This window comes from Promicromonospora aerolata (assembly GCF_042682255.1).
Classification (GTDB): Bacteria; Actinomycetota; Actinomycetes; order Actinomycetales; family Cellulomonadaceae; genus Promicromonospora; species Promicromonospora aerolata.
This window is the reverse complement of sequence record NZ_JBHUHF010000001.1, coordinates 3,333,060-3,352,999: the sequence shown is the minus strand read 5'-3', so window position 1 is coordinate 3,352,999 and position 19,940 is coordinate 3,333,060. Positions and strand designations below refer to the sequence as shown.

General features: G+C 71.8%; 15 protein-coding genes. 13 read left to right on the top strand and 2 right to left on the bottom strand.

Features of this window, described 5'->3' with window-relative positions:
• The first annotated feature begins 3 nt into the window (after positions 1–3).
• From ACFSL2_RS14955 to ACFSL2_RS14945, 3 genes are all read left to right on the top strand, one after another.
• Positions 4–732: a Poxvirus protein I5 gene (locus ACFSL2_RS14955; protein ID WP_377198620.1), complete on the top strand. Its 729-nt coding sequence runs from the start codon at positions 4–6 to the stop codon at positions 730–732.
• Positions 733–859: 127 nt separating this feature from the next.
• Complete coding sequence (locus ACFSL2_RS14950) at positions 860–3,226, top strand: rhamnogalacturonan lyase (protein WP_377198619.1); 2,367 nt, start codon at positions 860–862, stop codon at positions 3,224–3,226.
• A 168-nt stretch (positions 3,227–3,394) separates the two neighbouring features.
• Entirely contained in the window at positions 3,395–3,628 is a 234-nt protein-coding gene (locus ACFSL2_RS14945; RefSeq protein ID WP_377198618.1) for a hypothetical protein, read from the top strand.
• A gap of 104 nt (positions 3,629–3,732) precedes the next feature.
• Here ACFSL2_RS14945 and ACFSL2_RS14940 read toward each other — a convergent pair whose 3' ends face one another.
• On the bottom strand, positions 3,733–4,758 hold the full coding sequence (locus ACFSL2_RS14940) for a LacI family DNA-binding transcriptional regulator (protein ID WP_377198617.1): 1,026 nt from the start codon (positions 4,756–4,758) through the stop codon (positions 3,733–3,735).
• Positions 4,759–4,847: 89 nt separating this feature from the next.
• Between ACFSL2_RS14940 and ACFSL2_RS14935 the strand changes: the two genes are divergently transcribed.
• On the top strand, positions 4,848–5,210 hold the full coding sequence (locus ACFSL2_RS14935; RefSeq protein WP_377198616.1) for an L-rhamnose mutarotase: 363 nt from the start codon (positions 4,848–4,850) through the stop codon (positions 5,208–5,210).
• A gap of 186 nt (positions 5,211–5,396) precedes the next feature.
• On the opposite strand, the gene ACFSL2_RS14930 is transcribed toward ACFSL2_RS14935, so the two are convergent.
• Complete coding sequence (locus ACFSL2_RS14930) at positions 5,397–6,836, bottom strand: APC family permease (protein ID WP_377198615.1); 1,440 nt, start codon at positions 6,834–6,836, stop codon at positions 5,397–5,399.
• Positions 6,837–7,039: 203 nt separating this feature from the next.
• Between ACFSL2_RS14930 and ACFSL2_RS14925 the strand changes: the two genes are divergently transcribed.
• From ACFSL2_RS14925 to ACFSL2_RS14885, 9 genes are all read left to right on the top strand, one after another.
• Positions 7,040–8,707, top strand: a complete 1,668-nt coding sequence (locus ACFSL2_RS14925; protein WP_377198614.1) for a sugar ABC transporter ATP-binding protein — start codon at positions 7,040–7,042, stop codon at positions 8,705–8,707.
• The gene (locus ACFSL2_RS14920; protein ID WP_377198613.1) at positions 8,704–9,777 is read left to right on the top strand and encodes an ABC transporter permease; all 1,074 of its coding nucleotides are present in this window, start codon (positions 8,704–8,706) and stop codon (positions 9,775–9,777) included. The genes ACFSL2_RS14925 and ACFSL2_RS14920 overlap by 4 nt, the downstream gene beginning before the upstream one ends.
• Positions 9,774–10,835, top strand: a complete 1,062-nt coding sequence (locus tag ACFSL2_RS14915; RefSeq protein WP_377198612.1) for an ABC transporter permease — start codon at positions 9,774–9,776, stop codon at positions 10,833–10,835. The genes ACFSL2_RS14920 and ACFSL2_RS14915 overlap by 4 nt, the downstream gene beginning before the upstream one ends.
• Positions 10,836–10,846: 11 nt before the next feature.
• Complete coding sequence (gene rhaS, locus ACFSL2_RS14910) at positions 10,847–11,857, top strand: rhamnose ABC transporter substrate-binding protein (protein ID WP_377198611.1); 1,011 nt, start codon at positions 10,847–10,849, stop codon at positions 11,855–11,857.
• A gap of 223 nt (positions 11,858–12,080) precedes the next feature.
• Positions 12,081–14,120, top strand: coding sequence for an N-acetylmuramoyl-L-alanine amidase (locus tag ACFSL2_RS14905; protein ID WP_377198610.1), 2,040 nt, complete (start codon positions 12,081–12,083; stop codon positions 14,118–14,120).
• 199 nt (positions 14,121–14,319) lie between these two features.
• Positions 14,320–15,495: an L-rhamnose isomerase gene (rhaI, locus tag ACFSL2_RS14900; protein WP_377198609.1), complete on the top strand. Its 1,176-nt coding sequence runs from the start codon at positions 14,320–14,322 to the stop codon at positions 15,493–15,495.
• Complete coding sequence (locus tag ACFSL2_RS14895) at positions 15,483–16,358, top strand: alpha/beta hydrolase (protein ID WP_377198608.1); 876 nt, start codon at positions 15,483–15,485, stop codon at positions 16,356–16,358. Before rhaI ends, ACFSL2_RS14895 begins: the two co-directional genes overlap by 13 nt.
• On the top strand, positions 16,355–18,451 hold the full coding sequence (locus ACFSL2_RS14890) for a bifunctional aldolase/short-chain dehydrogenase (protein WP_377198607.1): 2,097 nt from the start codon (positions 16,355–16,357) through the stop codon (positions 18,449–18,451). Before ACFSL2_RS14895 ends, ACFSL2_RS14890 begins: the two co-directional genes overlap by 4 nt.
• Positions 18,448–19,932, top strand: a complete 1,485-nt coding sequence (locus ACFSL2_RS14885; RefSeq protein WP_377198606.1) for a rhamnulokinase — start codon at positions 18,448–18,450, stop codon at positions 19,930–19,932. The genes ACFSL2_RS14890 and ACFSL2_RS14885 overlap by 4 nt, the downstream gene beginning before the upstream one ends.
• Positions 19,933–19,940 lie beyond the last annotated feature (8 nt).

Here is a 19,940-nt window from a genome sequence, read left to right as displayed (position 1 = left end):
GGCGTGAGCACCGAGGAGCCGACCGACGAGCCCGAGACCCCGCGCGCCCGTGGGCGCCGGGCCCGCGGTGAAGGGTTCGCCCTGCTCGGCGAGACGCTCCTGACCGGGGTGCTCGTCCTGGCCGGGAGCATCCCGGTGGTGACCCTCCCGGCGGCGCTCGCCGCCGGGGCGGCGCACCTGCGCCGGCACGTCGGCGGGTACGACACGTCCGTCCGCGGCTACGTGCACGACTGGCTCGCGGCGGTCCGGAGCCTCTGGGCCCTGGGCATGCTGCAGCTGGGCGTGGTGGCCGTGGTCGTCGTGAACACGGGGCTGACGGCGTCGGGCACCCTCCCGGGCGCTTCGGCGGTCCGGTGGGTGACCTGGCTGGCCGCGGCCTGCGCCGCCGTGGTGCTCGTGCGGGCCGCGACGGCGTGGTCCGACGACGAGGCGGGCGGCGTCGGGTCGGCACCGGGTTCCGGGCAGGCACCAGGTTCCGGGTCGTCGCCGAACTCCGGGTCGGCACCGGGCTCCGGGGCAGCGGCGCGCGATGCCGCCGGGCTGCGGCAGGTGCTGTCGCGCGGGGCCGCGCGGTCCCGCGACGACCTGACCGGTTCGGCGCTGCTGCTCGCCGCCCTCGTGATGTGCGCGGTGCTCGTCTGGATGCTCGTGCCGCTGGTGCTGGTGACCGGCGGCCTGCTGAGCCTGGCGGCGGTCGCCGTCGAGACCCGGCGTCTGGAGCGCAGCGTCTGACCGAACTCGTCGACTTCGGTCGGTTGGGATGAGATCGGTCGATCAACCGACCGATCTCATCCCATCTGACCGATCTCGGCTGTATCCGAGCAACCGTCCAGAGCAGAATTCAGAGAGGAATTCGACCATGATCTTGAGGAGAATCCGGGCGGGTGCTGTCCTGGCGACAGCGTTCTGCCTCGGTCTGAGCGGCGTCGGCGTCGGCGTCGCCTCGGCCGCGGCCCCGGCCCAGACCTTCGCGCCGGCTCTCGCGCCGACGTCCGCCCCCACCGCCGCCCAGGGTGGCCCGAGCGTCCCGGGCGGGCAGCCGGCGTCGGGCACCGAGCGGTTCGACCGCGCGCTCGTGGCCGCGGCGACCAGCGAGGGAGTGTTCCTGAGCTGGCGGCTGCTGGCCGCCGAGGTCACCGGTCATACCGACGCGGGTCTCGAGGGGCCCGGCTTCGCCGTCTACCGCGACGGGGAGCGGATCGCGCGGGTGACGGACTCGACCAGCTACCTCGACGCCGAGGGGTCGGCGGACGCGCGGTACCGCGTGGTGCCGCTCGGTGGACCGCACAAGGGCCGGTCGGCGTCGGCCGCCGTCTGGGGCGACGGGCATCTCGACATCCCGCTGAACAAGCCTGCCGACGGCGTCACGCCCGTGGGCGAGTCGTACACGTACCGGGCGAACGACGCGTCCGTCGCCGACCTCGACGGCGACGGAGACCACGAGATCGTCGTCAAGTGGGACCCGTCCAACTCCAAGGACGTCTCCCAGGTGGGGTACACGGGCAACGCGTACCTCGACGCCTACGAGCTCGACGGCACGCAGCTCTGGCGGATCGACCTGGGCGTCAACATCCGCGCGGGTGCGCACTACACGCAGTTCTCCGTCTTCGACTACGACGGCGACGGCCGCGCCGAGCTGATGGTCAAGACCGCACCCGGCACGCACGCGACCGCGTACCGCGACGGGCGGCCCACCGGGGAGCGTTACGTCAAGATCCCGCGCGACGACCGGACGGGGGGCGTGACCCACGCCGACGACTACCGGATGTCGGCCGACGACTACTACGAGCACCTGGTGGACATGTTCCGCGGCTGGTCGTCGCGGTCGGAGGTGACCAGCGGACAGTGGCCCGCCACGCTCGAAGAGGCGTGGGGCATCGACGCCCGGTGGTCGTACCCCCTGTCCGACGCCGACGCCCGTGCCGCCGCCGACCACTTCGTCGACGTCTACGCGCCGTCCCGCTCGAGCCGGAACCAGCTGCGTCGGTTCGAGGGCTTCGTGCTGACCGGTCCCGAGTACCTCACCGTCTTCGACGGGCGCTCGGGGCGCCCCATGGAGACCGTCGACTACGAGCCAGGACGCACGGACGACGGGCTGCTCTGGGGCGACTACGCGATGTCGCGCATCGAGCCCGGCAACCGGGTGGACCGGTTCCTTTCGGGTGTGGCGTACCTGTCCGAGGGCGGCCGGGCCAGTGCGATCTTCGCGCGCGGCTACTACACGCGCTCCACGGTCGCCGCCTACGACTGGGACGGGCGCGACCTGACCAAGCGCTGGCTCGCGGACTCGGGCTGGACCCCGATGTCCAACCCGTTCAACGACGGCCCGCACGGCGTGCCGGGTACGTCGCCCGAGTGGGGCAGCCTCACGACGCAGGGCTTCCACTCCCTGTCCGCCGCCGACGTCGACGCGGACGGCAAGCAGGAGATCGTCTACGGCTCGGCGACGCTCGACGACGACGGGTCGCTGCTGTACTCGTCCTTCGACACCCTGCCCGAGGGATCCGCGAACCCCGGGGCGAACGCGGGGCTGGGGCACGGGGATGCCATGCACGTGACGGACATCGACCCGGCGCGGCCGGGGCTCGAGATCTGGACCGCGCACGAGGGTGGCGCCTGGGCGCCGTACGGTTCCGCGCTGCGTTCGGCCGAGGACGGGGCAGTGCTGTTCGGGCAGTACTCCGGACGGGACACCGGCCGCTCCATGATCGGCGACGTCCTGCCGGACGTGCCGGGTGTGGAGGTGTGGGCGTCCATGCCGGACGGCACGCTCGGTTCGGGCACGCTGAGCGCCGCAGGGGAGCAGGTGGCGCCCGCGACGATGGGGACCAACCAGTCGGTGCGCTGGGCGGGGGACGGAACCACGCAGGTGATCGAAGGCTCGGGCGACGCCGTGCCGACCATCCGGGACTGGTCACGCGGCGTGGTCGCGACCCTCGACGGGACGTTGACGAACAACGGCACCAAGGGCAACCCGTCGCTCGTGGCCGACGTGCTCGGCGACTGGCGTGAGGAGGTGCTGGTGCGGACCACGGACTCGAGCGCGCTGCGGCTGTTCCTGTCGACGGAGCCGACCGACATCGCGATGTACACGCTCATGCAGGACCCGCAGTACCGGGTCGAGGTGGCACGCCAGCAGACGGCGTACAACCAGCCGTCGTACCCGGGCTTCTACCTGGCCTCGGACACCGACTGGTCCACGGTCCCGGTTCCGGGCCGCCCTTGATCTCCCGCCGAGGTAGAACTGCAGCGAGGTAGGGCCGGGCGACCCTGGTTCTGTCTCGCTGCAGTCCGTCCTCGCCCTGGTCCTACCTCGGTGGGGCGGGGTGCACAGGAGCGACCGAGAGCTGTGTACTAGCGTCGGCCAGGACCCGCTCGAACCCGAGGAGATGCGATGTTCGCGCTTTCGCCGTACGACCTGATCTGGTCGGTCGTCGCGCTGACGGTCCTCGTCCTGACGTTCGCCGCGCTCGTGGTCTGGTTCCGGACACGCTGGGACCGGCCGTGGGAAGCCGGCCTCACCCTGCTCGCGATCGTCGTCGTACCGATCCTCGGGCCTGCGGCTTTCCTGGTGTCCCGCGGCAGGCGCCCGGTGGACGCGCGCCCCGCCCCTGACGCCAGGTCGTAGGGGTCCGCGAGGCTGACCATGTAGTTGCTGCCAAGATCGGCGCGTAACTGGCAGCAGGTGCATGGTCAGTTTTGGCGTCCGGGCCGCCAAGTCGGCCCGGACGGCTACGTCGCCGAGGACGAGCTCGAGCCGCGGACCACCAGAGTCGGCTGGAACATGACGTGCTCCGCCTCCGCATCGGTCCCGCTGAGCAGGAGGTCCGCGGCTCGCACGCCGAGCTCGTGCGTCGGCTGGCGCACCGACGTCAGGGGCGTGGCCAGCTCGGCGGCGAACGCGACGTCGTCGTACCCCACCACTGCCACATCGGTGGGGACGGCGATGTTCTCCGTACGGAGCGTGCGCAGCACGCCCAACGCCACCAGGTCGTTCACGCAGAAGACGGCCGTGGGCCGGTCGCCCGATTCCAGCAGCCCGCGGATCGCCGCCTCGCCGCCCTCGGCGTTGAGGCTGGTCACCGTGACCTCCAGGAGCGCGGACGCCGGGTCCAGCCCCGCCGCGACGAGCGCCGTGACCACGCCCTCGTGCCGGTCGGCGCACTGCCTGATCGTGTGCGGCCCGTTGAGGAACACGATGCGCGTGTGGCCCTCCTCCAGCAGGTGGCTGGCGGCGAGCTCCCCGCCGCGGACGTCGTCGACGGCCACCGACGAGATGCTCGGGTCGGACGACGGGCGGTCCAGCAGCACGACGCCGGTGCCCCGCCGGCGGACGGCGAGCAGGTGCTCGATGTCGTTCGTGGCCGGGACGACCATGACGCCCTGCACGCCGTGCTCCTCGAACAGGCGGAGATAGCGCTGCTCACGGCCGGGATCGTCGTCGGACGACGCCACCATGAGCGTGAAGTCGTCCCGGTCCAGGCGCTCCTCGATCCCTCGCGCGACATCGGTGAAGAACGGGTTGGCGATGTCCAGGACGATCGCGCCGATGGTCGTGATGGTCCCGGCGCGGAGCTGCCGCGCGGACCCGTTGCGGACGAAGCTCAGGTCCTCGATGGCAGCCTCGACCCGTTCGCGGGTTCCGGGCAGCACGCGTTCGGGTCGGTTGAGCACGTTGGAGACCGTGCCGACGGAGACGCCGGCGGCACGGGCGACGTCGGCGATGGATGCTCGTCGGTGAGCGGCCGGCTGGGTCATGGAGCGCCTCCTTGCTTCGGGCTACATTATGAACCGATTCATGACACCGCGGTCGCCCTTCGGCGGGCGCGAGGACCGGAGGACCGGAGATGTCGAGCAATTCTGCGGGCGCACGCGTCTGTTTCACGTCCCGGGTGCGGGCCGACCGTATCCCGGAGTACCGGGCGGCACACACCGCCGTCTGGCCCGAGATGCTGGAGGCGCTGCGGGACACGGGGTGGCGGGACTACCACCTGTTCCTGCGCGACGATGGCCTGCTGGTCGGGGTCCTGGAGACCGACGACTACGCCGCGGCGCAGCGCGGGATGGCCGCGACCGAGGTCAACGCCCGGTGGCAGGCGGCGATGTCCGGATTCTTCGTGGACGAGGGCAACCCGGACGACGGGTTCGTGCTGCTGGACGAGGTGTTCCACCTGGAGGCCCAGCTGGCGGCCCTGGAGGACGCGGGCTGACCTGCCCCGATCGCCCGGTCCTCGTCCGCCCCTCGTCCGCTCCCCGTCCGCTCTCCTGGACGCGACGCGAGTCCTTTCGAGGCCAAGGTTGATTCGCTTTGGACGGTCTCAAAGCGAATCAACCTTGACCTCGAAGGTGGGGCTAGGGGGTGGGGTTAGGTGGGGTGGGGGAGGTGGGTGGGCGGGCTAGTTGACGCCGCCCTCGCGTTCGCTGAGTGCGTTCGGGTCCGTGATCTTCGTCGGGTCCGGGCGGTTGAACGCCCAGGTGACGAACCACAGCACGACACCGATGAGCAGCAGCCAGCCGGCGATCTGGTACTGGAGCGGGTCGCGCCCGGTCCACGGCCCGACGAAGAACGCGCAGAGCAGCGCACCGAGGATCGGCAGCACCGTCGGGGCCACGAAATGCCTCCGGTCGACGATGTTGCTCCGCAGCTTGAGCACCGCGACGTTGACGATGGTGAACACCGCGAGCAGCAAGAGCGACGTGGTGCCGCCGAGTGCGGCGATGACGCCCGACTCCTCCTGCAGCGTCACGAGCACGATGAGGCCGAGCGCGATGAACGTGGTGAACACGATCGCCGCGGTGGGCGTCCGCCGCTGCGGGGAGACCCGCCCGAGGAACGGCGGCAGCACCTTCTGCTTGGCCATGCCGTACAGGAGGCGTGACGCCATGAGCATGTTGATCAGGGCCGAGTTGGCGACGGCGAAGATCGTGATGAACGGGAAGATGGAGCCGATGGGGAAGCCGGGCAGGGCCCGCTCGACCACCAGCGTGAGCGGGGTGTCGCTCGCGCCGAGCTCGCCCACCGGCACGATCGCCACGGTGAAGATCGCGACCAGCACGTAGATGACGCCGGTGATGCCGATGCCGGTGATCATCATGCGCGGAAAGTTCTTCACCGGATCGTGCGTCTCCTCGGCCATGTTGACGGCGTCCTCGAAGCCGACCATCGCGAAGAACGCCAGCGCCGTCGCGGCGGTCACGGCGAGGAAGGCGTTCTTGTCGCCGGGGCTCTCGAACACCATCACGCGGCTGAAGTCCGCATTTCCGCCGAAGGCCGCGAAGATGCCGACCAGGATGATGAACAGCAGGCCGGAGAGCTCGACGATCGTGAGCACGATGTTGGCCTTCACGGACTCGCCGACACCGCGCAGGTTCACCGCCGCGACCAGGGCCATGAAGACCAGGGCGACGGCGACCACGGTCCAGGTGCTGGGTTCGTCGACGCCGAAACCGACGAGCAGGTTGGACCCGACGGCGCGGGCGGCGGTGGAGGCGGACGTGATGCCCGAGCACATCACGGCGAAGCACACGATGAACGTGAGGAAGTGGATGCCGAAGGCCTTGTGCGTGTACAGGGCGGCGCCGGCCGCCTGCGGGTACTTGGTCACCAGCTCCAGGTAGGAGAACGCGGTGATGAGCGCGATGGCGAAGGCGACGATGAACGGGGCCCATGCCGCACCGCCGACCTCGGCGGCCACCTGGCCGGTGAGTGCGTACACGCCGGTGCCGAGAATGTCGCCGACGATGAAGAGCAGGAGCAGCTTGGGCCCCATTACCCGCTTGAGCTCGGTGGGTTCCTCGCCGAGCTCGTCGAGCTTCTCCGCTGCTGGTTGGGTCATCTCCGGTCACCTCCAGGAAGCGCCTCGGGCAGAATTCGCCCCTGATCGACCAAGAGTTGCGTAAGCGGCAGGGCCCGGCAATGGACGCGCCGTAGGTTCTTGACGCTCTGACCTGGTGGGTCTATCTTCCGAGTAGTGGTTTGAACGATTCAAACCCGCCCTCGTGGTCACTGCCGACCACCCGCAGAGCTCGACGGAGAGATATGCCGAACGCCGCACCGACGCTGCGCCTCGAGAGGGTCGCCAAGTCCTTCGGGCCTGTTGCCGCGCTCCGTTCCGGCACCCTCGTGGTCCGGCCCGGCAGCATCCATGCGCTCGTCGGCGAGAACGGGGCGGGCAAGTCCACCCTGGTCAAGATCGTGGGCGGCGTGCACCGTCGCGACGCCGGCGTCGTCGAGCTCGACGGCCGACCCGTCGACTTCGCCGGACCCGCCGACGCCAAGGCCGCCGGTGTCGCAGTCATCCACCAGGAGCCCGCGAGCTTTCCGGACCTGACCGTCACCGAGAACATCTTTCTCGGCCGCGAGCCGGTCGGCCGCTTCCGCCGGATCGACCGGCGCGCCATGCGCGAGCGAGCCCGTGGTCTGTTCCGGGATCTCGGCGTGGACCTGGACCCGGACCGCCCCGCCGAGGGGCTGTCCATCGCGGACCAGCAGATCGTGGAGATCGCCAAGGCGATCTCCCTGGACGCGCGCCTCCTGGTCATGGACGAGCCGACGGCGGCGCTGAGTGCCGTCGAGGTACGCCGCCTGTTCGCCGTCGCCCGGGGGCTGCGCGACGCCGGCCGCGCCGTCGTCTTCATCTCGCACCGCCTCGACGAGGTGGCCGACCTCTGCGACACCGTCACCGTCATGCGCGACGGCGCGCACGTCTCGACGGATGCCGTCGCCGACGTCACGCCCGACGCGCTGGTGCGCCGCATGGTCGGCCGGGACGTGGCCGAGCTCTATCCCAAGGTGCAGAGCACTCCCGGCGAGGTGGTGCTGCGGGTCGAGGGACTGGAGTCGACCGGGACCTTCCACGGCGTGTCCTTCGAGGTCCGGGCGGGCGAGATCGTCGGCCTGGCCGGGCTCGTCGGTGCCGGACGCAGCGAGATCGCCCGCGCGGTGTTCGGCGTCGACCGGTACGACGCCGGGCGGGTCACCGTCGGTGGGCAGCCCCTGCGACCGGGCGACCCGGCGGCCGCCATTGCGGCGGGCCTCGCCCTCGTCCCGGAGGACCGGCGGCTGCAGGGTCTGGTCACCGAGTCGTCGGTGGTCCGCAACGTGAGCGCCGTCGCGCTTCGACGACGACGCGGCCCGAGGGACGAGGGCGGCGTACGAGGAGAAGCGCGCGAAGGCCCTGCCCGAAAGAGGCTCGCCCGCCTCGGCATCCTCCTGCCGGACGCCGAGGCGCGCCTCGCGCGCGACTGGTCCGCCCGCCTCGCGGTGAAGGCCGGTGCGCTGGACGCGCTGGCCACCACCATGAGCGGCGGCAACCAGCAGAAGGTGGTGCTGGCGAAGTGGCTGGCCACCGGGCCGAAGGTGCTCATCGTGGACGAGCCGACCCGCGGCATCGACGTCGGCACCAAGGCAGAGGTGCACCGGCTGCTGTCCACCCTGGCGGCCGACGGGCTGGCCGTTCTCATGATCTCGTCCGAGCTGCCGGAGGTACTGGGCATGGCCGACCGCGTACTCGTGGTGCGCGAGGGGCGCATCGCCACCGAGCTGAGCCGCGCGGAAGCGACGCCGGAGGCCGTGATGCGGGCGGCGACGCCCGGCGCCTCGGCGGACAGCACGGGCGCGGACCACCCGGGCGCGGACCACCCGGGCGCGGACCGCCCGGACGCCGACCGCACCGACACCCTGGCCGAGAACGGAGGCGTGGCATGAGAAGCCTGCTCCGCCGCCGCGAGGCGGGTATCGCGCTCGCCCTCCTGGCCGTGATCGGCGTGACGACCGTCGTGCAGCCCGGCTTCCTGCTCAGCGCCGTCGGCTGGCGCGACCTGCTGCTCACCCCCGCGATCCTCGTGGTGCTCGCCGTGGGGCAGGCGGTGGTGGTCATCACCCGCAACGTGGACCTGTCCGTCGGCTCGGTGCTGGGGCTCACCGCGTACCTGACGGGCCGGCTGTTCCTGGCCGCACCCGACCTGCCGATCATCGTGGTGACCCTCGTCGCCGTCGCGACCGGGGCCCTGCTCGGCCTGGTCAACGGCTCCATCGTGGCGTTCGCCCGTGTTCCGGCCCTCGTCATCACGCTCGGCACCCTGTACGTCTACCGCGGGGTGACCCTCACCTGGGCGGGCAGCGACCGGATCGACGCCGCCGACATGCCCGGGGCCTTCCTCGGGCTGGGCACGCAGCAGGTGCTGGGCGTGCCCGTGCTGACCATCGTGGCCGCGGTCGTGCTGGCGGCGGTCGCCTACTACCTGCACACCTCGCGGGGCGGCCGGCAGCTGTACGCCATCGGCTCCGACCCCGACGCCGCCGCCCTGCAGGGCCTGCCCGTCCGCCGTCGGCTGCTGGGGGCGTTCGCCCTGGGCGGCGCCCTCGCCGGGCTCGCCGGCGTCATGTTCGCGGCGCGGTACGGGACGGTGTCGTCAGGTGCCGGCACCGGCATGGAGCTGCAGGTGGTCGGCGCCGTCGTGGTGGGCGGCGTCGCGATCTTCGGAGGCAGCGGCACCGTGGTGGGCGCCGCGCTCGGCGCGATGCTCCTGCTGACCATCAACCGCGCGCTGCCCGTCGTGGGCATCCCCGACTTCTGGCAGCGGGCCGTGGTGGGCGCCCTCATCATCGGCGCCATAGCGCTCGACCGCGTGCTCGCCAACCGCCGGTCGCGCCGCCTGGCCGCCGCACGCGACGCCGACCCGCCGTCCGACGCCGACCCGCCGTCCGGCCCGGCCCCGCAGCCCGACGCCGACCCGCCGTCCGGCCCGAACGATCGTGCGGAGGCGACCACATGAGGACCCATGCCCGCCCGTGGTGGCAGCGCGCGCTGCTCACCCGCGAGATGCTGACCATCCTGATCCTGGTCGTCGCCTGGGTCGTCGCCGTCTCGGTGGTGCAGGGCTTCGACGGCCCGCTCACCATCACCTACCTGGTGCTCGACGTCGCACCCGTGCTGCTCATCGCCCTGCCCATGACGCTGATCATCGCCACGGGCGAGATCGACCTGTCGGTCGCGTCGGTGGTGGGCCTGTCCAGCGTGACCTTCGGGCTGCTCTACCAGGCAGGGCTGGGCCTCTGGCCGGCTCTGCTCGTGTCCGTGCTGGTCGGCGCGGTGTGCGGCGCGGTCAACGGGGCGCTCGTCGCCTACGGCGGCCTGCCGTCCCTGGCGGTCACCATCGGTTCGCTCGCGCTGTACCGCGGCCTCGCCGTGGGCCTGCTCGGCACGACGGCGGTCACCGGCTTTCCCGAGACCTGGACCGACGGTGCCACCGAGAACCTCGGGGAGACGCCCTACCCGGCGATCACCCTCGGGCTCCTCGCACTGGTCGCCGTGTTCGCGGTGCTGCTGCACGCGACACCGTTCGGCAGGAACGTGCTCGACATCGGCCGCAGCAAGGAGGCCGCACGGTTCTCCGGCGTCGACGTCCGGCGGACCCTGCTGATCCTCTTCGTGCTCTCGGGTGCCGTGTCGGCGCTCGCAGGCGTCTACTACACGCTCCGCTACGGCAGCGCGCGCGGCGACAACGCGACCGGCATGGAGCTCCAGGTGGTCGCCGCCGTGCTGCTGGGCGGGGTCTCCATCTTCGGCGGGCGTGGCGCCATCCACGGTGTGGTCGCGGGCGTCCTGCTCATCGGCGTGCTCGGCAGCGCGCTCCGTCTGGAGGGGGTCACCGTCAACGTCATCAACATCGTGATCGGCACCGCCCTGGTTGTTTCCGTGGTCGCCCCGCGCATCGCGGGCGGCCTGAGAGTACGGCGGCGGAACGCCGTCACCCCCGACGAGCCGCCCCGCCTCGCCGCGGGGCCTCCCGGGGACCCCGACGGCAGCCCCGCCGCCGGGCAACGAACGTAGGGAGACGGACGATGAAGTTCACAGCTGCGCTCGCGGCCGGCACGGCCGCCGTACTGGCTCTTGGTCTGACCGCATGCGGCTCGGGCGGGGACGACGGCGGTGGCGACGGTGACGTCACGATCACCATGCTGCCCAAGAACCTGGGCAACCCGTACTTCGAGGCCTCCACGGCGGGCGCCGAGGAGGCCGGTGAGGAGATGGGCGCCACCGTGGAGGAGGTCGGTCCGGACACCGCGTCGCCCGACGCCCAGGTGCCCTTCATCAATACCGCCGCCCAGCAGGGCGTCGGCGCGCTGGTGGTGTCGGCGAACGACCCGACGGCGATCGGCGACGCGCTGGAGGAAGCGCGGTCGGCGGGCACCAAGGTGGTCACCTTCGACTCGGACACCGAGCCGCAGTTCCGCGACCTGTTCGTCAACCAGGCGTCGCCTGAGGGCATCGCGGACAAGCAGCTCGAGCTGGTGGCGGACCAGATCGGGGGCGAGGGTGAGATCGCGATCCTGTCGGCGTCGGCGAACGCCACCAACCAGAACGCGTGGATCGCGCTCATGGAGGAGAAGCTCGCCGCCGACTATCCGGACATCGAGCTGGTCGAGATCGTCTACGGCGACGACGACGACCAGACCTCGTTCGACAAGACGGCCGCGCTGCTGCAGTCGCACCCGGACCTCAAGGGCATCGTCTCGCCCACCACGGTCGGCATCGCGGCGGCGGCGCGCTACGTGTCGACGTCGGAATACCAGGGCAAGGTGGCGGTCACGGGTCTCGGCACGCCCAACCAGATGCGCGAGTACGTCGAGGACGGCACCGTCGAGGCGTTCGCGCTCTGGAACCCGACCGACCTGGGCTACCTGGCGGCGCAGGCGGCCGCGGCCCTGGCGGCGGGCGACATCACGGGCGAGGAGGGGGACACCTTCGAGGCCGGCCGGCTGGGCGAGTTCACCGTCGGAGCCGACGGCGAGGTCCTGCTGGGCGAGCCGTACGTGTTCGACGAGAGCAACATCGCGGACTTCGACTTCTGACCGGCTTACTGTCCGGCATGGGAGCTTTGGTCTCACCGTTCTGTGGTGAAACAGGCTCCTATGTCGGACATGCGCGGGATGACGCCCTCGTCGGATACGCGTCTTCCGAAAATTCACCCCCGCGGGCGAGTGAAAGCCGCACCCATGCCTCGCTAGGGTCGGGTGACATGTGCGCCGGCCGCCTGAGGGCAGGCCAGGCGCGTCCCCGACGTGGAGGTCATCTGTGGCACGGCACGCAGCAGCGCCGAGATCAAGGTCCAAGAACGGTGCACGAGGTGGTGGCGGCGCGACGCCGGCGCGCGGCATGGTGGGACGGGCCCTCGTCCTCGGTGTGGCTCCAGCACTCATGCTCGGTGGCGCACTCGCCCCGGCGGCGACGGCGACGACGCTGGAGCCGTCCCTCGAGCCCGAGGGACTGTCCGGGCCGGTAGCGCCGGAGGACTCCGCGCTGCCGGACACGCGGACGACCCCGGCCAAGGTCGAGACCATCGCCGTCGCCGCGGCTCCCGCCGCCGCGACCGAGCGGGTCAAGGACGTCACCAAGGGGGCGCCCGCGGCGAACCCCCAGGGCCGCACCGTCGCCGACGGGGAGGTCGTGCTCGACACCGCCGACAACGCCGGGCGTATCGCCGGCGAGGTCGCAGCACCTGCCGGGTTCCAGACCGTCGGCGTGAAGTGGCCCGCGACGATCGACGCCGAGGTGCCCGAGCTGCAGGTCCGGGCGCAGGCCGAGGACGGTTCCTGGGGCGAGTGGACGCACCTGGAGAAGTCCAGCGACGTGCCCGACGGCGAGCAGGCCGAGTTCATGTCCGCACCGGTGCACGTGGGCGAGGCAGTGGCGGTCCAGGTCGCCACCGTCGACAAGGCAGCCTCGGTCCCGGACGGTGTCGAGCTGACGCTTGTGACGTCGGAGCAGGTCAATACTGTTGCCGCGACGACGTCGGGTGCGGTGGAAGCGTCGGCGGCCACCAACGGGCCCACGATCATCACGCGCGCCGAGTGGGGTGCTGCCCCGCCGCGGGCGATCCCCGAGTGCCCGCCGGACGGCGGAGAGGGCACGCCCGGCACGACGTGGGGAGCGGCGGACCGGCTCGACGGCGCCGTCGTGCACCACACGGTGAACCCGAACGACTACGCGACGGTCGCCGAGGCCATGCAGCTGATCCGGAACGATCAGGCGTACCACCAGAACGGGCACGGCTGGTGCGACATCGGCTACAACTTCTTGGTCGACAAGTGGGGCAACGTCTACGAGGGCGCCCAAGGGAGCATCGAGGACCCGATCATCGGCGCGCATGCGGGCGGCTTCAACACCCGCACCGTGGGCATCTCCATGGTCGGCACCTACACGAACGTGGCGCCGTCCTCGGCGCAGCAGGACGGCGTCGCCCAGATAGCGGGCTACCGGCTGTCGGAGTACGGCGTGGACCCGGCCGAGTCGGCCACGTTCACCTCCGCGGGGCTCACGTCCGGCGGCCGGTACGGCGCCGGTGAGCAGGTTGTGCTGCCGCGCGTCTTCGGCCACCGCGACACGCACCGGACGGAGTGCCCGGGGGACCTGGGCTACCCGCAGCTCGCGAGCATCCGGAACGCGGCAGCCGGCTACGCGGAGCAGTACACCGAGGTCGCGGAGAAGTACACGAACTTCGTCCAGGCGGTCTACATGGACAGCCTCGGCCGCGAGGCCACCGTCGCCGACATCGACAGCTGGGCGTACCGGGTATCGGTGGACGGCCAGAGTGTGCTGGCCGAAGGCATGGCGAGGTCGGACAACTACCGGGCCGCGCGGATCGTCTCCGCGTTCGAGGCCATCCTCGGCTACACCCCGTCGTCCAGCCAGGTGTCCTACCATGTGGCCCGCGTCAAGGACGGGACGCGGACCATCGACGAGTTCGAGCCCTACCTGCTGGCGAACCCGCAGTTCTACAACCGTGTGGGTGGCACCGACACCGCGTACGTCAAGGCCCTGTACCAGCACATCCTGCACCGCGCGCCGACCGCGAGCCAGCTGGACCACTGGGTGCCGCGGGTGTCCACCCTCGGCCGGGCCGGCGTGGCGGATGCCCTCTGGGGCAGCGGCGCGGGGGTGCGGGTGCGGGTGCTCGCTACGTACGACCACTACCTCGACGAGGTCCCGAGTGACAGCACCACCGCGTACTGGGTGGACCAGCTGAGGAACAACGCGGCCAAGGACGAGGCGACGCTCCGCCGCGCCATCCTGGTCACCTCGAGGTATCTGGCATACGCCGACTCGCGGTACTGAACACCCGGCCCGTCCTGGCCGCATGACCGGTGAGAAGTCAGGTGACCGGCAGCTCGAGCTGCCGGTCACCTGACTTCTTTTCTGCCGGTGGGCGCCGGACTGCTGCCGGGACGCCTTGACCGTCCGCCGTCCTCGGAATAGGCTGCGACTGAATCGTTTCAAGGTGCGCACGAGGACGTGCGCGGAGAGGGAGGACGCCATGGCGGCATCCGCACGGACCGAGGCGGCCAAGATCGCGCTCCGGCAGCAGACGATCGAGCTGCCGTCCTGGGCGTTCGGAAACTCGGGCACCAGGTTCAAGGTGTTCGGGCAGCCGGGTGTGCCGCGCGACCCGTTCGAGAAGCTGTCCGACGCTGCGCAGGTGCACCAGTACACCGGCGTCGCCCCGCGGGTGAGCCTGCACATCCCCTGGGACCTCGTCGACGACTTCGGCGCGCTCGCCCGGCACGCCGAGGACCTGGGCGTGCGGATCGGCATGATCAACTCGAACGTCTTCCAGGACGACGACTTCATGCTGGGCTCGCTCGCCCATCCCGACCCCCGGGTCCGCGCCAAGGCGGTGGACCACCACAAGCAGTGCATCGACGTGATGCGGACCACCGGTTCCAAGGACCTCAAGGTCTGGCTCTCCGACGGGCTCAACTACCCCGGCCAGGACTCGATCAGGGCCCGCCAGGACCGGATCGCCGAGTCCCTGGCCCAGATCTACGCGGCACTCGACGACGACCAGCACATGGTGCTCGAGTACAAGTTCTTCGAGCCCGCGTTCTACATCACGGACGTCCCGGACTGGGGCACGTCCCTGCTGCACGTCATGGCCCTCGGTGACCGGGCGAAGGTGGTGCTCGACACGGGCCACCACGCCCCCGGCACCAACATCGAGTTCATCGTGGCGCAGCTGCTGCGCCAGGGCCGCCTGGGCGCGTTCGACTTCAACAGCCGCTTCTACGCCGACGACGACCTCATGGTCGGTGCGGCGGACCCGTTCCAGCTGTTCCGGATCATGCACGAGATCGTCTCCGCCGGCGCCCACGCCCCGGACAGCGGGGTCAACTTCATGCTCGACCAGTGCCACAACATCGAGCCCAAGATCCCCGCGCAGATCCGGTCGGTCATGAACGTCCAGGAGGCGACGGCGAAGGCCCTGCTCGTCGACGTCGAGGCCCTCACGGCGGCCCAGCTGGCCGGTGACGTGCTCGGTGCGCACGCTGTTCTCATGGACGCGTACGACACCGACGTGCGCCCGCTCGTCGCACAGGTGCGCGAGGAGATGGGTCTCGACCCGAACCCGACCGCCGCGTTCGCCGCGTCCGGGTACGCCGAGAAGATCGCCGCCGAGCGGGTCGGAGGCGCCCAGGCCGGATGGGGCGCGTGAGCGTCGTCGGTGACCGCGTGCTGAGGGGCCCGCACGGCGACCTGCCGGTGCGGGTCTACGAACCGGCGGCGGGCGTGGAGCGTGTGGCCGGCCTGGTGTGGGCGCACGGGGGTGCCTTCATGCACGGTGACCTCGACATGCCCGAGTCCGACTGGGTGGCACGGAGCCTCGCCGCCGACGGAGTCGTGGTCGTGAGCGTCGACTACCAGCTCGCACCCGAGCTGGACTACCGCGAACCGGCCGCGCCGCAGGCGGCCGGCGGGGCGCGGTTCCCCGTCGCGTCCGAAGAGGTCACGTTCGCCTACGGGTGGGCGCGGGACGCCGGCCTCGGCGTCGGCCCGGAGCGCTGGTCGCTGGGCGGCGCGAGCGCCGGCGGCAACCTGGCGGCCGGCGCGTCGCTCCGCCTGCGGGACGCCGGCGGGCCGCGGCCGCGCTCGGTGGTGCTCGCCTACCCGGTGGCGCACTACGAGCTCCCGGCCGCCGGCCCGGAGCTCGCCGCCAAGATCGCGGCGTTGCCGCCCGAGCGCGACTTCCCGCCCGAGGCGATGCGCGCGATGGGCGCCAACTACCTCGGCCGGAGCGACCTCCCGATCTCCCCGTACGCGCACCCTGGAGGACAGGACCTGCGCGGGCTGCCGCCCACGTTCGTCGTCACGTCCGACCACGACGCCCTGCGGTCCTCCGGTGAGGCGTACTGCGCCGAGCTCGCCGCGGCCGGCGTCGACGTCGTGCTCGTCCGCGAGGACGGCACCTATCACGGCCACCTCAACGAACCCGAGACCGCCGGCGCGGCCCGCAGCATCGCGCGCATCGCCGACTGGCTCACCACCGACCGAACCGAGACGGAAGCAGCAGCCCGATGACGAACCAGACTGCCGACGCGACAGAGAACCCGACGGTCACCGCGCTCGTCGCCCGCTCGAACGGGCTGGGCGCCGACCCCAGGAACACCAACTACGCGGGCGGCAACACGTCCGCGAAGGGCAACGCCACCGACCCCGTGACGGGTGAGCCCGTCGAGCTGCTGTGGGTCAAGGGCTCCGGCGGCGACCTCGGCACGCTCCGGCCCCAGGGCCTGGCCGTGCTGCGGCTGGACCGGATGCGGGCGCTCGTCGACGTGTACCCGGGCCTGGACCGCGAGGACGAGATGGTCGCCGCGTTCGACTACTGCCTGCACGGCAAGGGCGGGGCGGCGCCGTCGATCGACACGGCCATGCACGGGCTGGTCGACGCCGCCCACGTGGACCACCTGCACCCCGACTCCGGCATCGCGGTGGCCGCCGCGGCCGACGGTGAGGCGCTGACCCGCGAGATCTTCGGCTCCGACGTGGTGTGGGTGCCGTGGCGCCGTCCCGGCTTCCAGCTCGGGCTGGACATCGCCGCCATCAAGGCCGAGAACCCACAGGCCATCGGGTGCATCCTGGGCGGCCACGGCATCACCGCCTGGGGCGACACGAGCGAGGAGTGCGAGGCCCGCTCGCTCGACATCATCCGCCGGGCCGAGGCGTTCATCGAGTCGCGGACGGCGGCCCTGGCCGCCGACGGCGCGCACCCGTTCGGTGCCGTGCGCCCCGGCTACGAGCCCTTGCCCGACGCCGAACGGCGGGCCCGTGCGGCAGCGCTCGCTCCGACGATCCGCGGCATCGCGTCCGCGGACGCGCCGCAGGTGGGCCACTTCACCGACTCCGACGTCGTGCTGGACCTCCTGGCGCGGGAGCGCCTGCTGCCGCTCGCGGAGCTCGGCACCTCGTGCCCCGACCACTTCCTGCGCACCAAGGTGAAGCCGCTGGTGGTCGACGTCCCGACGTCGGCGACGGTGGAGGAGACGGTCGCCGCCCTGCGTGAGGCGCACACCGCCTACCGTGCGGACTACGCCGCGTACTACGAGCGCGGTGCGGCGGCGGCGCGGGCGCGCGGTGAGGAGCCGCCGGCGATGCGCGGTGCGGACCCGGCGATCGTGCTGGTGCCCGGCGTGGGCATGTTCTCGTACGGGCGCAACAAGCAGACGGCGCGGGTGGCCGGCGAGTTCTACGTCAACGCGATCAACGTGATGCGCGGCGCGGAGACCATCTCCACCTACGCACCCATCGCCGAGGACGAGAAGTTCCGCATCGAGTACTGGGCGCTCGAGGAGGCGAAGCTGCAGCGCATGCCCGCACCGAAGCCCCTGGCGACGCGGGTCGCCCTGGTGACCGGGGCCGCGTCGGGTATCGGAAAGGCGATCGCCCAGCGGCTCGCCGCGGAGGGCGCGTGCGTGGTGGTCGCGGACCTGGACACCGCGAAGGCCACCGCGGCGGCGGCCGAGCTGGGCTCGGCGGACGTCGCCATCGGCATCGCCATGGACGTCTCGTCCGAGGTGGCCGTGCAGGCCGGGATCCGCGAGGCGGTGCTGGCGTTCGGCGGTGTCGACCTCGTGGTCAACAACGCGGGCCTGTCCCTGTCGCGGTCGCTGCTCGAGACCACCGAGGCCGACTGGGACCTGCAGCACAACGTCATGGCCAAGGGCTCGTTCCTGGTCTCCCGGGAGGCGGCACGGGTGCTGGTGGACCAGGGCCTGGGCGGCGACATCGTCTACATCTCCTCGAAGAACTCCGTGTTCGCGGGGCCGAACAACATCGCCTACTCCGCGACCAAGGCCGACCAGGCGCACCAGGTGCGCCTGCTCGCCGCAGAGCTGGGCGAGCACGGGGTCCGGGTGAACGGCGTGAACCCGGACGGCGTGGTGCGTGGGTCGGGCATCTTCGCGTCGGGCTGGGGTGCCAACCGGGCCGCCGTGTACGGGGTGCCGGAGGAGAAGCTCGGCGAGTTCTACGCCCAGCGCACCCTGCTCAAGCGGGAGGTGCTGCCCGAGAACGTGGCGTCCGCCGTGTTCGCGCTGTGCACCTCGGACTTCTCCCACACGACCGGTCTCCACGTGCCCGTCGACGCGGGCGTGGCGGCGGCGTTCCTGCGGTGAGCGCCTCGGGGTTCGTCGCGATCGACCTGGGGGCGTCCAGCGGCCGGGTCATGCTCGGCATGCTCGACGGCGGGCGGGTCGAGCTGGTCGAGTGCGGCCGGTTCTCCAACGGCCCGGTGGACTCCGGCGACGGCCTGCGCTGGGACGTCGAGGCCCTGTGGGCGGGGATCCTCGACGGGTTGCGCGCCGCGGGCACCCTGGCGGAGCGGACCGGGGTAGCGGTCCGTGGGATCGGGGTGGACTCGTGGGCGATCGACCACGGCCTCCTCGGTCCCGACGGCGGGCTGGTGGGGGATCCGTGGTGCTACCGGGACGACCGGACGGAGGGGGTGGCGGACGGGGTCTACGAGCGGATCTCCTTCGCCGGGCACTACGCCGTCAACGGCCTGCAGCACCTGCCGTTCACCACGGAGTTCCAGCTCGTCGCGGGAGCTGACGGCGGGCCGGGCTCGGCCGAGCTGGCCCGCGCCGCCCGGCTGCTGCTCGTGCCCGACCTGATCACGTACCGGCTGACGGGGCGGCAGGTCGCGGAGGTGACGAATGCCTCCACCACGGGGCTGTTGGACGCGAGGTCGCGGACCTGGGCAACCGGCCTGCTGGACCGGCTGGCCGCCGAGTACCCCGGGCTCGCCGGGCTGGGCGAGCTGCTTCCGGACCTCGTGGAACCGGGGACGGTGGTCGGTACCCTGACGGACGCCGTGCGCGAGACGACGGGCCTCGGCGCGGTACCGGTGTTCGCGGTGGCCTCCCACGACACCGCGTCAGCGGTGGTGGGGACGCCGCTGCCGGAGGACGGGGCCGCCGCCTACATCTCCTCCGGGACCTGGTCCCTGGTCGGGGTGGAGCTGCCGGCGCCCGTGCTCACCGACGCGAGCCGGGCGGCGAACTTCACCAACGAGCTCGGCGTCGACGGCACCGTCAGGTACCTGCGCAACGTCATGGGCCTGTGGGTCCTCGACGAGTGCGTCCGGGAGTGGTCGGTGGACGCTTCGCGGGGCGATGGCGCTCCGGTCGACCTCGGTGTGCTGCTGGCCGAGGCCGCGGCCGAGCCGGGCGGCCGGTGCCTCCTCGCCATGGACGGCGACGAGTTCCTGGCCCCCGGCGACATGTCGGCCCGGGTACGCGCAGCGATCCGGCGCGCCGGCGCCGAGGTGCCGGCGACCCGGGCGGCACTGGCCCGGGTGGTGCTGGACAGCCTCGCGGACGCGTATGCCCGGGTGGTCCGGCAGGCCGGCGAGCTGGCCAAGATCGAGATCCGGGCCGTGCACGTGGTGGGTGGCGGCTCGCAGAACGAGCTGCTCAACCGGCTCACGGCGGAGGCGACCGGCCTCCCCGTCGTCGCCGGACCGGCCGAGGCAACGGCACTCGGCAACATCCTGGTCCAGGCGCGTGCGTCCGGTGTCGGGCCGCGCACGCTCGCGGGCCTGCGGACCATGGTCCGCGACAGCACGGACCTGCAGCTGGCCGGACCGCGGCCCTGACTCGTCGT